The sequence below is a fragment of the Streptomyces sp. NBC_01306 genome (assembly GCF_026340465.1).
GTDB lineage: Bacteria > Actinomycetota > Actinomycetes > Streptomycetales > Streptomycetaceae > Streptomyces.
Genome location: NZ_JAPEPC010000001.1, coordinates 3,796,827 through 3,810,955 on the forward strand (window position 1 = coordinate 3,796,827; position 14,129 = coordinate 3,810,955).

The window sequence follows — 14,129 nt, forward strand, 5'->3', positions numbered from 1 at the left end:
GCCGGAACCGGTGAGCCGCTGAACCCGGCTGGACCAGAGAAGCGGGCCCCTCCTTCGCGGAGGGGCCCGCTTCTCTGCGTCCGGCGCCGGCCGATGACGTTCGCCGATGGCTGCGCCGGTGGGTTTCCGCCGATGAGTTCTGCTGCCGCGGGCGGTCATGACCATGTGGGCGCAGCACGCGCCCTGCACAAGCGAGCACGATCGAAGACGAGAGGGAGGCACACCTCATGGCAGCCCCGGGCAACATCAACGGACTGGGCGTCATCCTCGGCAGTACGGATCCCGAACCGCTCATCGAGTGGTACCGCGCCGCGCTGGAGCCGCTGGGGGCCCGCTGGGAGGGCCACATGCTCGTTGTCGGGCAGCAGGCGGTCATCGGGTTCGACCGCCGCGACGACGTGGCGGACAAGGCCGCGGAACCCGGCAGGCACCTGGTCAACATCATGGTGCGCGACATCCGTGCGGCCGAGAAGCACTTCAACACGATCGGCGTGACCTGGGTCAGGCCGGTCGAGGACACCGGGGGCGGATGGTTCTTCTCCACCCTGCTGGACCCGGACGGCAACTACCTCCAGGTACTTCAGGGCCCCGTGGCGCCCTGAGCGGGGCGACCCCTGTCCCACGACTCCGCCGACGGCCCGCACGGGCCGCCGGCGGGGTCCGACGTGCCCGGCGGGGGATACCCGATCGGCTGCTGGGCACGCTCCCGCTATGCTCGGGGGGTGCGTCAGCACGGACCGTTAGCTCAATTGGCAGAGCAGTGGACTTTTAATCCATTGGTTGTGGGTTCGAGTCCCACACGGTCTACCAAGAGCAGGAGGGGGAAACCCTCTCTGACCTGCTAGGAAGCGCCTCGATCGGATTCACCCGGTCGAGGCGCTTCTGCGTTTCCCGGCTCGTGCGTGAGTGGATGTGCCCGCATCCTCTTCTCCGCCCGGCTCCTGGGCCAGTGTGCGGAATCGCTGGTGCCTTCACGGTCCTGGACGACCTCGCCATGTTCCTTCGCTGCATGCTCGACACCCCGGCCGCTCCGGCAGGGGCCGGGTCCGGCCCGGCCTGGACCACTGAGTCACTGACCGTCCGGACCGGCGAACTGGAGCCCGCACGCGGGCTGTTCTGGCATCCCGCCCCATGCGAGGTTCATCGGCTGGCAGAAGCCGTCACATCGAAACGCTCCGCGTCTCGTCTCCGCGGGCCAGGAGCGGCAGGGGAACGGTGCGGCAGCCACAGCTGAGTGTGGTGCTCAGCGCGTGGTGGGGGTACTGGGGCCGAACCAGTCGAGGCAGACGACCAGTTCGTCGTCGGTTGCGGTGTCGCCCCGATGTTCGGCCAGTTCGCGCAGGACAGCGCGCGGGACTGCTGCGGCCGGCAACAAGCTGGCTGCCTGAATGGCGCGGGCCAGTGACCGTTCGCCGTACGCCTCGGCGTCCCGTCCAGCAGTGGCGTACACGCCGTCGCTCACGATGATCAGGCGGTCCCCGGGGAGCACCTCGAAGTCCTGGGGTACATAGGGGGTGTCCTCGAACATGCCGAGCGGGAACTGCGCCTCGAAAGGGACACGCTCCACGGCTTTGTCACGCTGACGCCACAGTTGCGGTGAGCCGGCGTCGACCACCTGGGCCCTGCCGGTGGCGAGGTCGAAAGAGAGCAGCAGGGTCGAGACGTGCTGTTCGCCGTGGTGCTGAGCGTAGAGGGCCTGGTCGGCGAGGGCGGCCTGGTCGGCTATGTCGATGCCGGCACGGCGTGCGTTGCGCAGGGCGTTCACCGCGAGGTTGGTCAGGAGGGATGCCTGGATGCCCTCGCCCATGCCGTTGGTGACGGACAGGGTGAGGGTGTCCGCTGTGGTGGCCCAGTCGAAGTTGTCGCCGTAGATGGCATAAGCCGGCTCCAGCTGGGCGCCGATGGCGTACTCGTCGCGGGAGCAGGAGCGGCCAGGGAGGAGCTGCCACTGCATCTCGGCGGCGAGGGTGAGCCGGTTGGCCCGGCGGGCCTGGAGGTAAAGGTCGGTGTCGCGTTCGGCCACGACGATCTCGTGCCCCAGGAATGCGGCGAGATCGGTGAGCTCGTCGACGGCCTGGGGCGTGCATCTGCGCTTGGGGAGGCGGACGGTGAGGATACCGAGTCTGTCTCCGCGCACGGTCACGGGCAGATGGAGGTCCACGGCGCCGTCCAGGGCTGCGTACTGCCCGTACGGTTCCTGGCTGCCGAAGGCGCGGCCTTCCGGGCTGGCATGCAGGGACAGCGGGGGCTGGGCAGTGTGGGGCAAGGCGGTCACCGGTTGCAGGACCGTGAGGCCGTAGTCGGCCATGAGCAGGTCCACCGAAGCAGCCTCGTAGTGCGTGATCAGTGCGGCGCGGGCCGCGTCGAGGAGAGCATGCGGCGCCGCGCTGCGTACGGCGCGCTCCACGGCCAGGAAGCCGTTCATCGGCGGCCCGCTTTCGTCATCAGGGGGATATGTCGGACGCCGCAGCGTAGCGGGGCAGCCCGTCCCCCTCCGCAGCGAGTACCACAATCATTGAGCAATGGTAAGTGTTGCCGTACGGCAACTATCGACCCTATGGTGGTGCAGGTCGCACGATGGGGAGAGTCTGTCGGCTTTCGCTTCCACGATCCGAAGGGCCAGTTGTGGATACCCGAAGCACCGTTCAGCACCTGCACCTGGTCACGCATCCCCTTCCGACTGCCGTGCTCCTGGAACTGTCCGGGGAGGTCGACCTCGACTCGGTCGAGCCGCTGCGTCTGGCACTCCACGAGGCGGTCGGCCGCGGCGAGGGGCCGGTCGTGGTGGACCTCTCAGCGGTCGGGTTCGCCGACACCGCGCTCATCAATACGCTCCTGCACGCCCGACTGCGGCTCGGCGACAGGCTTCGTCTCGCCGCGCCCTCGCGGGCCGTCCTGCGACTGCTGCGGATCCTCCGCCTGGGTGGCGTCTTCGCCATCCACGCCGACCAGGTCGCCGCCATCCACGCCGACCAGGTCGCCGCCATCCACGCCGACCAGGTCGCCGCCATCCACGCCGACCAGGTCGCCGCCCTCCGCGACGGCCCGGTGCCAAGTGGCAACCAGGTCGCTGCCCCGGCCGCCTCGCCACGGTGACGCAGAAACCGTCCATCTGACGGGCCTGCAGGAGGAACTCCCCGGGGTTCACCAGCCCGCCGACGTTGGCGTGGAACGTAGGCACGCAGGCAGGCACTCCGGTCAGGAGCTCAGGCCGGGCGTACGATCCGCAGCCTGGAGTCGTCGAGGGATTCGTCCCGTGGCTCGCCCGGCTCGTCGCCCGCGAGGCTGTTCCCGTCCACGGCGGAGGCGGCAGCGTCCCGGAATGCGGTCAGTCCCGCTGTGAGCTGGCGGAGCGCTTCGGGGGGCATGGCTTCCAGTACGGGGCGCAGCTCGTCCGCCTCGCGCTCCTTGACCTCATCGAGCAGGGCCCGCCCGTGCCTGCTCAGATACAGTTCGAGTTCCCGGCGGCTCGCGGTGCTCAGTCGCCGCTCGACCAGGCCGGCGGCCTCCAGCCGGTCGCACAGTCGGCTCGTCGCGGGCGCACTGGATCCCAGAGCTTCGCCGAGGGCCCGCAGATTGCCGCCCTCCAGCCGTCCGATCGCCAGCAGCGCCCGCATCTGTGATGCCGAAACGGGTCCGGCCGGGGCGTTGCCGTGGGCCCTGCCCCGAAGAACGCCGAGCAGCCCTGTGACCTCGGTGGCGATATCCGCCAGTTCCGGGGCCTGCGTCGTAGAGCTTGGGCGCATCGTCCTACTGTGCCACTTTCGAGGCGGCCTTGTCAGTACGCGGCCGGGGGCACAGCACCGGTTCCTACGCCCCGCACGGGTCCCTTGTGGCGGAGTTAGACCCCGGCCGATGGGGGCAGAAGCACGGTTCACGAGACCAGGACTTCTCCTCGATGGGAGTTCAGTATGGGTCAGTCAAATGTCATGGAGCGGCGCACCGGCCACGCGCAGCGGACGACGTGCCCGGCCACGGTGGCCCGGGCACGCGACGACATGCGTGAGTTCGTCTCGGAGCTGTCGCCCGCCCCCACCCCCGAGTGCACGGACAACGCCGTTCTGGTGGTCTCCGAGCTGGTCACGAACGCACTGCGGCACGCGGGAGGGCTTACCGCTCTGCGACTGGCCGCGGACCGCACCACACTGGAGGTCACCGTGGAGGACCCCAGCCGCGCCATGCCGCGGGAGCGCGCGCCGGACCTCAACGGGGCCGGGGGCGGATTCGGCTGGCCTCTGGTCCGTTTCCTCGCGCGTACGGTCGTTGTCAGCCACTGTCCCCAGGGCGGTAAGAACGTACGCGCCGTCCTCTCCCGTTGACCCGTAGTCCCACACGGTCTACCGCTCCACAGGCCCCTGTCCTGCGCGTGAATGCGCAGGACAGGGGCCTGTTCGCGTGGGGGAGGGGCGTACGTCAGGTGGGTGGGCCCGAACTGCCTTCAGCCGCCGCGCAGTTGCCGTCGCCACCCTGGCCGGCCGGCTGCCGTGGGCGCGGGGTGCCGGGTCATGGTCAGAACCACCCCCGCGCATGGCGTAGAGTTGGGTTTACCGACGCGGGGTGGAGCAGCTCGGTAGCTCGCTGGGCTCATAACCCAGAGGTCGCAGGTTCAAATCCTGTCCCCGCTACTCAGATCGAAGGCCCAGCACTCACGTGCTGGGCCTTCAGTCGTTTCTCACCACCACCCCGCCCCGCTCTCCCCCACTTGGCCGACGCCGAATCGCACACCGGCGTCGGTGCGGTCAGCCTGGTGGGGCGCGGTACCGTCCGCCGCTTTACGGACCGGGCAGGAGGGTACTGGTGGGGCAGCGAGAGGACTCGGGCTGGGCGCGCAGGTTCGTCCGGGCGCTGCCTGCCGTGCTGATCGCGGGCGGGGTGGCCTTCGACCAGCTGACGCCGTCCGCGTTCACGGCTGCCCCGTTCTTCGTCGCCGCGCCGGTGATCGCGGCCCCGCTCTTCTCGTACCGGGCCACGCTGATCACGGGGATCATCGCGGTGCTGGCGGTCGTGGGGCTGCACGGCTACGACGACACCTCGGCCAAGGCCTCGGCGGTCACGGAGCTGATCACCGTCGTCACGGTGTCCGTCGTCGCCCTCATCATCAACCGCGTCATCCGGGTCAGCGGCGAAGAGCTCGCGTCGGCGCGCGTGGTGGCGGAGACCGCGCAGCGCGCTGTGCTGCCGGTGCCTTCCGAGCGGATCGCCGGGCTGCACATCGCGGCGCGGTACGAGGCGGCGCAGGCCGGCACCTTCATCGGCGGCGATCTCTTCGCCGTGCAGGACACCCCGTACGGGGTCCGGCTGGTGATCGGTGACGTACGGGGCAAGGGGCTCGGCGCCGTCGAGGCTGTGGCTGTGGTGATCGGGGCCTTCCGGGAGGCCGCCGAGCAGGAGGTGACGATCGAGCGGGTCGCTCAGCGGCTGGAGCGTGCGCTGACCCGTGAGGGCGTGCGGCGGGAGGGACTTGACGCCTTCGAGGGGTTCACCACGGCGGCGCTCGCCGAGATCCCGCGCAGCGATCAGGGCTTGATCCGGCTGCTCAACCGGGGCCACCCCGAGCCGCTGCTGCTGTACGCGGACGGGGGCATCCACCTCCTCACGCCCGCCGATCCCGCCCTGCCGCTGGGGCTGGCCGATCTGGCGGCCTGGCCGGACCAGGCGGACGAGACGGAGTTCCCGCCGGGGGCCACGCTGCTGCTCTACACCGACGGCCTGTCCGAGGCGAGGAACGCGCAGGGGGCCTTCTACGAGCCGCAGGAGCGGCTGCGCGGCCGGATCTTCCCGGGGCCCGATGAGCTGCTGACGGCGGTGACCGACGACGTGCGGCTGCACACGGGCGGGCGCTCCACGGACGACATGGCGCTGCTCGCGGTGGGCCGTCCGGGCCAGGGGCAGCCGGACCGGCGCAGGACGGTGGAGATCATCCACCGCGAACAACACGATCCGTAATCGAAGAGCACCCCTCTGCACAACACCGCATAACATTTGACGCACTATCAGAATCTCGATGTTTCCCGGTGGCTTCTGAAGGGTGATCAAGTCGCCCGAATCCGCCCCTTTATGCCCCGGTAAGTACAGGCCAAAGCCGTTAACGATCAGTCGGAACAGCTTGGAATCCGGCCCTCGCGTCTATTAACGTTCGATAACGCAGCGCGGTTGTCCCAGTCGTCGCAAGAGGCGGCACCGTGCGCACGCGCCGAATCCCGCAAGGGAACCGGGGAACCACCAATTGGGGTGAATCGGGCTTCTCCGTAAGGGCTGCCCGTAGGAGACCTTCCTGCTCCGAACCCGTCAGCTAACCCGGTAGGCGGTAAGGAAGGAAAGGAGTGCGCCTCCGTGGCGTCCAACAACCCTGCCCCCGAAACGCTTTACTTCCCGAACGACGATGCTCCCGGTTTCGGCGGTGAGGACGGCGGCACATTCGACGAGTGGAACCCCACTGAGGATTCCCTCCGTTCGGTCCGCGGTAAACACCGGGTCGCCAAGCAGCGCGGCGGACTCGCCCGCAGCTCGACGGTGCTCGGCGTCGGCGTGATCGCAGCCGTCGGTGCGGGCGGCATGGCCAGCGCCCAGAGCAAGCCGCCGGTCGCGATCTCCCTCCCCGACCTTCCGCAGTCCGTCAAGGACAAGCTGCCGGATGCCGAGTCGCTGCCCGGCGTGGGGACGCTGATCTCCGACCTCGACGGCGGTTCGTCGGACCACAGCGGTACGGAGACGGGCGCCGCCGACGCGGCGCTCAGCACCGCTGCGGCCACCGGCAAGGGCAGTGCGGACGCGGGCGAGGCCCTCCGCGCCCGGATCCTCCAGCAGGCCGAGCAGCAGCAGGGCGCTGTCGACGACGAGGCCAAGGCGGCAGCCGAGAAGGCAGCCGCGGACAAGGCGTCGGCGGAGGCCGCGAAGAAGCAGGACGAGGCGGCGGCCAAGGAGAAGGCGGCCAAGAAGAAGGCCGAGGCGGAGGCCAAGGCCAAGGCGGAGAAGGAGCGGCTCGCCAAGCTGGCGGCCAGCTACTCGCTCCCCGTCTCCTCGTACACCCTCACCTCGCGGTTCAACGACGGCGGTTCGATGTGGTCGTCGGGCCACCACACCGGCCTCGACTTCGCCGCCCCGACCGGTACCCCGATCAAGGCCGTGCACAGCGGGACGGTCAAGTCGGCCGGCTGGGCCGGGGCGTACGGCTACCGCACGGTCATCACGCTCGACGACGGTACGGAGTTGTGGTTCTGCCACCAGTCCTCGCTGGGGGTCAGCGCCGGCCAGAAGGTCAGCACCGGCGAGGTCATCGGCAGGGTCGGAGCCACCGGCAACGTCACCGGCCCGCATGTCCACGTGGAGGTCCGTCCGGGTGGCGGCGACCCGATCGACCCGATGACCTGGCTCCAGGGCAAGGGCCTCAACCCGTAACTCTCAGCCTGTAACCGCGGCCCCACCCCTGCGCGTACCGCCGCTGCACGGCGCCCCGCACCCCGGCAGTCCTGACGGCATCCCCCCGGCGTCAGGGCTGCCGGTCCGCTGTGTGCGGGCACCCGGCCGGTCCGGCCCCCGCGTACGGCCGGTCCTGCGGAACACCGGCGGATCAGCGGGACAGTGCCGGACCAGCGGAATAGTGCCGGGCCGCCGCGGGGTTGACCGACATATGACTTCTCTCCGCTCACTCGGCTCCTCCGACCTCAAGGTCTTCCCGCTCTCCCTCGGTGGCAATGTCTTCGGGTGGAGCGCCGACGAAAAGCAGTCCTTCGACGTGCTCGACGCCTACACGGCCGCCGGCGGCAACTTCATCGACACCGCGGACACGTACTCGGCCTGGGTGCCCGGCAACAAGGGCGGTGAGTCCGAGACCGTCATCGGCAACTGGCTGGCCGCACGGGGTAACCGGGCCGACGTGGTGGTCGCGACCAAGGTCGGCGCGCATCCGCAGTACAAGGGGCTGTCCCCGGCGAACATCAGGGCCGCAGCCGACGAGTCGCTGCGTCGGCTGCGCACCGACTACATCGACCTCTACTACACGCACTTCGACGACCCGTCCGTGCCGGTCGAGGAGATCATCTCCACCCTCGACGAGCTGGTGAAGGCGGGCAAGGTGCGCGCCATCGCCGCGTCCAATGTGTCTCCCGAGCGGCTCGACGCCTCCATGGCGTTCTCCGAGAAGGAGGGGCTGGCCAGGTACGTCGCTCTCCAGCCGCACTACAACCTGGTCTCCCGTGACACCTATGAGGGCGGGCTCCAGGACGCGGCGGCCCGGCACGGTCTGGCGGCCGTGCCGTACTACGCGCTGGCCTCCGGCTTCCTCACCGGCAAGTACCGGCCCGGTGCGGACGTCGACAGTGTGCGTGCCGGTAGTGCGGCCCAGCACCTGGGGACCGAGCGGGGACCGAAGGTCCTGGCCGCGCTCGACAAGGTCGCCGCGGCGCACGGCGCCGAGGTGGCGACCGTCGCCCTGGCGTGGCTGGCCGCTCAGCCGACCGTCGTCGCGCCGATCGCTTCGGCGCGTACGGTCGGGCAGCTGCCCGCGCTGACGGCCGTGGCCGAGCTGAAGCTCACCGACGCCGAGGTGGCGGAGCTGACCGCGGCCTCCGCCTGAGAAACCGGATCCGGCCACGAACCGGATCCGGCACGGAAGCGGATCGGCCACGAACCGGATCCGGCCGGGGTGCCGTGGGGGTCAGTGCTGGTACGGGTTGTAGCCGCCGTAGTGCAGATGCGGTGGCGGCACCCGTATCCGCCCGGTCGCCTCCGCCGCGTAGAGCAGCGCGGGACCCGCGATCTCCTTGCGCTGCCAGAGGTGGTGCAGCAGCTCCTGCTCGCGCGCTTCGAAGTCCGGGCCCACCACGCCCCGGTGGGCCCTGTGCCGCAGAAAGGCGAGGGCCGTCGCGAAGGCCTCGTACTCGGAGACCGCACGGGACGCGGCCTTGGCCCGTGACTTCGCGTCGGCGTGCGCCGGCGGCCGGTGGTACGGGCTCCGGCCGTACGGACTGGAGGCGTACGGACCGGATGCGTGCGGACCGGAGGGGTACGGGGCTGAGCTGTTCGGGCCTGGACCGTACGGGGCCGGGTGGGGGCCCAGATGCGGGCTGGTCGCGCCGAACCCTCCGCCGAACGTACGCGCCGCGAAGCTGCGTGCCATGGCGCGCGCCCGCATCGACGACAGCGCCAGCGGCTCTGCGGGGGCCAGCCAGCCCGCCGCCGCGTACGCGGGCAGTTCGGCCGATATTGTGCGCAGCTCCCGTTGGCGGGTCCAGATCGCCAGCCATGTGATCATCCCGAAGACCGGGAGCATGAAAGCGCCGTAGACCAGATAGAAGCCATAGGTGCCGAAGGCCGACGAACTGTTCCACAGGGCGTGCATGCCCATGGCGCAGAGGAGACCGAGCAGCGGCGGTCCGGTCCTGCGCAGCCGCTGGTGCTCGGCGGCCAGCGCCGCGATGCCGAAGCCGATGCCGGTCAGCACGGTGAACAGCGGGTGGGCGAACGGCGAGAGGACCACCCGGACGAAGAAGGTCGCCGCCGTCACGGACGGAACGCCCGAGAACCCCAGCGACTTGTCCTCGCCGAAGGCACTGCCCAGATACAGGATGTTCTCGGTGAAGGCGAAGCCGGTCGCGGTGAAGCCCGCGAAGACCACACCGTCCACGACCCCGGTGAAGTGGCGCCTGCGGAAGAGGAAGATCAGCAGGATCGCGGTGGCCTTCGCGCTCTCCTCGACGATCGGCGCCACCACTCTCGCCCCGAGGGTGTCCGCGCTCGTCGGATCCGCTGTGGCGGTCGCTATCCAGTGCGTGGCGAAGGAGTTGGCGATGATCGCGACGAGCGCGGCGGCGCACGCTCCCCAGGCGAAGGCGAAGATCAGGTTCCGCCAGGGCCCCGGATCGACCCGGTCCAGCCAGCGGAAGGCCGCCATGAGCAGCGGCACCGGCAGCACGGCCAGACCCATCCCGACGAGGAAGCCCTCGGTCCCGGTCTGTTCGCGGACGAGCGAGAGGATCAGCAGGCCGCAGATGGCGAGGACGATGATCACCGCTGTGGCGCGCAGCGCCTTGCTCCGCCAGAAGTCCCTGCGGGGTGCGTAGCGCCAGTGTGCACGCGGTGGAACGGCGTCGAAGCGCGGCTGCTCCTCGTACACCGGGACCACCGGATGGGCCGCCCCGGGCGGCACGCTCGACTCGTACACCCGATTGAGCCTAACGAGCGGCACTGACAACCGCGACGCCGTACTGGGTTTCCGTGCCGGGACCGGCCGCGGTCGGCCCGGACTGATCCAAACGAAAGGCCCTAGTCGGTGCTGTGGCCGCTCGGGCGGTCGTTGCGGCGGAACAGCAGGTCGTGGACCGCGTGGCCCTTGTCGAGTCCCTGGCCCTCGAATCTGGTCAGCGGCCGGAAGCCGGGCCTCGGTGCGTAGCCGCCGCCCGCCGTGGTGTTCTCGAAGCAGGGGTGCTCGGTGAGCACCTCCAGCATCTGCTCGGCGTACGGGACCCAGTCGGTCGCGCAGTGCAGGACGGCGTCCGGTGCGAGCCGGGCCGCGGCCAGGTCGAGGAACTCGGGCTGGATCAGCCGCCTCTTGTGGTGGCGGCTCTTGGGCCACGGGTCGGGGAAGTACACGCGCAGTCCGGCGAGCGAGTCCGGTTTCAGCATCTCGCGGAGCAGGATGATCGCGTCGCCGTTGGCCACCCGGATGTTGGACAGGCCGTTCCGCTCCGCGAGACGCAGCAGGTTTCCCTGGCCGGGGGTGTGCACATCGGATGCGAGGATCCCGGTCGACGGGTCGGCCGCGGCCATCTGAGCGGTGGCCTCGCCCATGCCGAAGCCGATCTCCAGGACGACGGGGAGACCGTCGAACAGGGTGGGCAGATCGAGGACCCGCTGTCCGTCGATGTCCAGGCCCCAGCGCGGCCACAGCCGTTCCAGGGCGTCGGCCTGGCCGGTCGTGACGCGGCTGCGGCGCGGCTGGAAGCTGCGGATCCGGCGCTCGTGGTGCGAGCCCGCGGGGTCGGCCGCGGGTCCGCCGGGGAAGCGCGGCTCGCCCTTGGCGCGCTGGGGCGGCGAGGGCTCTGGTGGGGGGTTCAGAAGATCGGACACAGTGCCCCCGATTCTACGGTCCCGCGATTCCACGGTCCCGGCGCTCCACGCTCTGGCCGCTCTGTGACCCCGGGGGCTCTGTGACCCCGGCGCTGCGCTGTCGGGGCCTGGAGCTCTACGGCCCCCGGCCGCAGTACGGCCCCGGCGTAGCTTCCGCCCCGGGTGCCGCTCCATACCCCCGCCGCCCGGTCAGGTCCGTACCCCCACCGAGGCCAGCGCCCTGCGGGCGATCTCGCGGCCGATCGGCAGGGATGCCGTCGCGGCCGGTGAGGGGGCGTTCAGCACATGGACCGTGCGCGGTGCCTCCCGGATCAGGAAGTCGTCGACCAGCGTGCCGTCCCTGAGGACCGCCTGGGCCCGCACCCCGGCCGGTGCCCGGCGCAGATCCGCCTCCTCCACGGCCGGCAGCAGCCGCCGCACCGCCTCCGTGAAGGCGCGCTTCGACAGCGAGCGGTGCAGCTCGCCCGCCCCGTACCGCCAGTGGCGGCCCGCTATCCGCCAGGTGCCGGGCCAGGCCAGCGTCGTACTCAGCTCGGTGGGGCGCACGGTGCCCCAGTCGTACCCCTCGCGGGCCAGCGCCGGTACCGCGTTCGGTCCGACGTGGACCGTGCCGTCGGTGCCCCGGGTCAGATGGACACCGAGGAAGGGGAAGGCGGGGTCGGGCACGGGATAGACGAGGCCACGCACCAGGCCGGGGCGGGTCAGTGTGTAGTACTCCCCCCGGAAGGGCACGATCCGCATCCCCGGGTCGTCGCCCGCCAGCCGTGCGACCCGGTCGCAGTGCAGCCCCGCGCAGTTGACCAGGGCCCGGGCCCGTATCACCGCCCCGTCGGACGTGGCGACCGCGACGCCTTCCGGGCGCCGCGCTATCCGGACGGCCTCGGCCCCGCACCGGACCTCGGCCCCCGCCGCCTCCGAAAGCTCCGCGAGGCGCGCGGCCACCGCGCCGTAGTCGGCGATCCCGGTGGTGGCGACCCGGATCGCGGCCAGTCCCCGGACCCCGGGCTCGTCCTCGGCGATCTGGGCGGGGCCCAGCTCCCGCACCGGAATCCCGTTCTCCCGGCCGCGCTGGGCCAGGGCGTGCAGCCGGGGCAGCTCGTCCCGCTCCGTCGCGACGATCAGCTTGCCCGTCACCTCGTACGGCAGGGAGTGCTCCGCGCAGAACTCGGTCATCTCAGCCGCGCCGCGCACCGCGAACCGCGCCTTCAGGGAGCCGGGCCGGTAGTAGATCCCGCTGTGGATGACCCCGCTGTTGCGGCCCGTCTGATGGCGGGCGGTGCGCTGCTCCTTCTCCAGCACCACGACCCGCGTGCCCGGCGCGGACCGCGTCAGGGCGTACGCCGTCGACAGCCCGACGATCCCGCCGCCGATGATCAGCACGTCGCAGTCGAAGCCACCGCTGTAGCCACGCGTGCTGCCGTTCCCGAAAGACATCGCACCTCCTCCCACCCCGATAGTGCACTGGCCCACTGACAATGCCCTCAAACCAGGGGGGAGGACCGTTCTACGCGGGCGCCACCAGGAGTGGTCTGGCCCGCTCGCGTAACTCCACCACTCTCGGCTCGTCGCCGTACGGCTCAAGACGGTGCAGCAGATCCCGTACGTACTCCGTGGTGCGCGCCGACGAGATCCGCCCCGCGACCTCCACCGCCCGGGTACCCGCGGCGCACGCCGCGTCGAGGTTGCCGGACTCCAGCTCCGCCACCGCGCTCACCACCAGCCGCAGCCCGTGCGAGCGGACGAACTCCTCCGTCGGCTTCGACAGCGCCTGCTCGGTGAAGCGCCGCACCTGACGCGGGGCCTTGAGGTCGTGGTAGCACTCGGCGGCGTCGGCGGCGAAGCGGTCGTACGAGTAGAAGCCGAGCCAGGACGGATCGGCGTCGCCTTCGCGCGAGCGCTCCAGCCAGCCCTCCGCCGCCTTCAGTGCCGCGCCGGCCGCCGCGGAGTCACCGGCGCGCGCGTGGGCCCGTGCTTCCACCAGTCGGAAGAAACTCATCGTGCGGGCTGTCGCGAGGCCCCTGTTGCGCTCGACCGCCGCCTGCGCGAGGTCCACACCCTCGTCCCCGAAGCCGCGGTAGACCGCCTGGAGCGACATCGAAGCCAGGACATATCCCCCCAGCGGGACATCGGCGGCCGCGCGGGCGAGCCGCAGTGCCTGGATGTAGTAGCGCTGGGCGGCCTCCTGCTGGCCGGTGTCGAACGCCATCCACCCGGCGAGCCTGGTCAGTTCGGCGGTCGCGCCGAAGAGTCCGCGGCCCACCTCGTCGGAGTACGAGCCGAGGAGCAGCGGAGCCGCGTCCACCCGCAGGCACTCCGGCACCATGGACGAACGCCAGTCCCCGCCGCCGTACTTGGAGTCCCAGCGCCTGGCATCCTCGGCGGCCTCCCGCAGTTTGGTCACATCGCTGTGCCCGACGCGCAGCGCGGCCGGGTCCGCCACCTCGTCGGCGCCCCGCTCCACCGAGGAGTCGGCGGGTGTTATCAGCCACCGCGAAGCGGGTGTCGCATATGCCGTGACCGCGAACGATCCGGCGAGCGACTGCCATATCCCGCCACTCCCGGCCCGGCGCCCCGCGAGGTCCAGCCGGTACAGATCGGTCGCCGACACCACGGCCGAGCTGACGTCGCGGTGGAAGGCGAGCCCGACCTCGGGGGCCGGATCCGCGTCCGCGAGTCCTATCTCGTGCAGCGGTACGGGCCGGCCCAGCTTGGCGCCGATCGCCGCCGCGATCAGATGGGGCGCGGCGCCCTGGGGCACCATGCCCTTGGAGACCCACCTGGCCACGGACGTCTTGTCGTACCGAAGCGTCAGGCCGCGCTGGGCGCCGAGGTCGTTGACCCGTCGCGCCAGTCCGGCGTTGCTGATTCCCGCGACGGCGAGAACGGTGCCGAGTTTGTCGTTCGGCCCGCGTAGCTCCCTGGACATGCGCCACCCCTCGACACACAGACGGCCGCCGTGTCGAGGCAACTCCTCTTGTCCGAGAAGCCGTGCACGGCATTCGTGAACCCAGCGTAGTTCGCCGCATCCCTACCGTTAAGGGGTGATGTTCCGGATGGCGGGA

12 protein-coding genes, 2 tRNA genes, 1 pseudogene and 1 riboswitch are annotated in these 14,129 nt (G+C 70.7%); of the genes and pseudogenes, 9 read left to right on the plus strand and 6 right to left on the minus strand.

Annotated elements, in window-relative coordinates; all coding sequences use genetic code 11:
- Positions 1-227: 227 nt before the first annotated feature.
- From OG385_RS16610 to OG385_RS16620, 3 genes and pseudogenes are all read left to right on the plus strand, one after another.
- Positions 228-602, plus strand: coding sequence for a VOC family protein (locus OG385_RS16610; protein WP_266855424.1), 375 nt, complete (start codon positions 228-230; stop codon positions 600-602).
- Positions 603-734: 132 nt separating this feature from the next.
- Positions 735-810, plus strand: a tRNA-Lys gene (locus OG385_RS16615).
- 116 nt (positions 811-926) lie between these two features.
- Positions 927-1,234 (plus strand): annotated as a pseudogene (locus OG385_RS16620) (hypothetical protein); the annotation flags it as partial.
- 9 nt (positions 1,235-1,243) lie between these two features.
- Here OG385_RS16620 and OG385_RS16625 read toward each other — a convergent pair.
- Positions 1,244-2,425: a PP2C family protein-serine/threonine phosphatase gene (locus OG385_RS16625; RefSeq protein ID WP_266855425.1), complete on the minus strand. Its 1,182-nt coding sequence runs from the start codon at positions 2,423-2,425 to the stop codon at positions 1,244-1,246.
- A gap of 200 nt (positions 2,426-2,625) precedes the next feature.
- On the opposite strand from OG385_RS16625, the gene OG385_RS16630 reads away from it, so the two are divergent.
- Complete coding sequence (locus OG385_RS16630; RefSeq protein ID WP_266855426.1) at positions 2,626-3,096, plus strand: STAS domain-containing protein; 471 nt, start codon at positions 2,626-2,628, stop codon at positions 3,094-3,096.
- Positions 3,097-3,206: 110 nt separating this feature from the next.
- On the opposite strand, the gene OG385_RS16635 is transcribed toward OG385_RS16630, so the two are convergent.
- Positions 3,207-3,746: a MarR family winged helix-turn-helix transcriptional regulator gene (locus OG385_RS16635; RefSeq protein WP_266855427.1), complete on the minus strand. Its 540-nt coding sequence runs from the start codon at positions 3,744-3,746 to the stop codon at positions 3,207-3,209.
- Positions 3,747-3,911: 165 nt separating this feature from the next.
- Here OG385_RS16635 and OG385_RS16640 point away from each other — a divergent pair, with 165 nt between their 5' ends.
- The 5 genes from OG385_RS16640 (at position 3,912) to OG385_RS16660 (ending at position 8,575) form a co-directional block, all read left to right on the plus strand.
- Positions 3,912-4,319 (plus strand): ATP-binding protein, encoded by a 408-nt coding sequence (locus tag OG385_RS16640; RefSeq protein WP_266855428.1) that lies wholly within the window; start codon positions 3,912-3,914, stop codon positions 4,317-4,319.
- A 232-nt stretch (positions 4,320-4,551) separates the two neighbouring features.
- Positions 4,552-4,625 (plus strand) — tRNA-Met (locus tag OG385_RS16645).
- Positions 4,626-4,797: 172 nt separating this feature from the next.
- Positions 4,798-5,946, plus strand: a complete 1,149-nt coding sequence (locus tag OG385_RS16650; protein ID WP_266855429.1) for a PP2C family protein-serine/threonine phosphatase — start codon at positions 4,798-4,800, stop codon at positions 5,944-5,946.
- Between the two features lie 235 nt (positions 5,947-6,181).
- Positions 6,182-6,322, plus strand: a riboswitch (cyclic di-AMP (ydaO/yuaA leader).
- Between the two features lie 11 nt (positions 6,323-6,333).
- Complete coding sequence (locus OG385_RS16655) at positions 6,334-7,398, plus strand: M23 family metallopeptidase (RefSeq protein WP_266855430.1); 1,065 nt, start codon at positions 6,334-6,336, stop codon at positions 7,396-7,398.
- 232 nt (positions 7,399-7,630) lie between these two features.
- A complete protein-coding gene (locus OG385_RS16660; RefSeq protein ID WP_266855431.1) occupies positions 7,631-8,575 on the plus strand; it encodes an aldo/keto reductase in 945 nt (314 codons plus the stop codon).
- 81 nt (positions 8,576-8,656) lie between these two features.
- On the opposite strand, the gene OG385_RS16665 is transcribed toward OG385_RS16660, so the two are convergent.
- From OG385_RS16665 to OG385_RS16680, 4 genes are all read right to left on the minus strand, one after another.
- On the minus strand, positions 8,657-10,147 hold the full coding sequence (locus OG385_RS16665) for a PrsW family intramembrane metalloprotease (RefSeq protein ID WP_266860926.1): 1,491 nt from the start codon (positions 10,145-10,147) through the stop codon (positions 8,657-8,659).
- A 116-nt stretch (positions 10,148-10,263) separates the two neighbouring features.
- Positions 10,264-11,067 (minus strand): tRNA (guanosine(46)-N7)-methyltransferase TrmB, encoded by an 804-nt coding sequence (gene trmB / locus OG385_RS16670; protein ID WP_266855432.1) that lies wholly within the window; start codon positions 11,065-11,067, stop codon positions 10,264-10,266.
- A 189-nt stretch (positions 11,068-11,256) separates the two neighbouring features.
- The gene (gene lhgO, locus OG385_RS16675) at positions 11,257-12,501 is read right to left on the minus strand and encodes an L-2-hydroxyglutarate oxidase (protein ID WP_266855433.1); all 1,245 of its coding nucleotides are present in this window, start codon (positions 12,499-12,501) and stop codon (positions 11,257-11,259) included.
- 70 nt (positions 12,502-12,571) lie between these two features.
- A complete protein-coding gene (locus OG385_RS16680; protein WP_266855434.1) occupies positions 12,572-13,993 on the minus strand; it encodes an MFS transporter in 1,422 nt (473 codons plus the stop codon).
- Positions 13,994-14,129 lie beyond the last annotated feature (136 nt).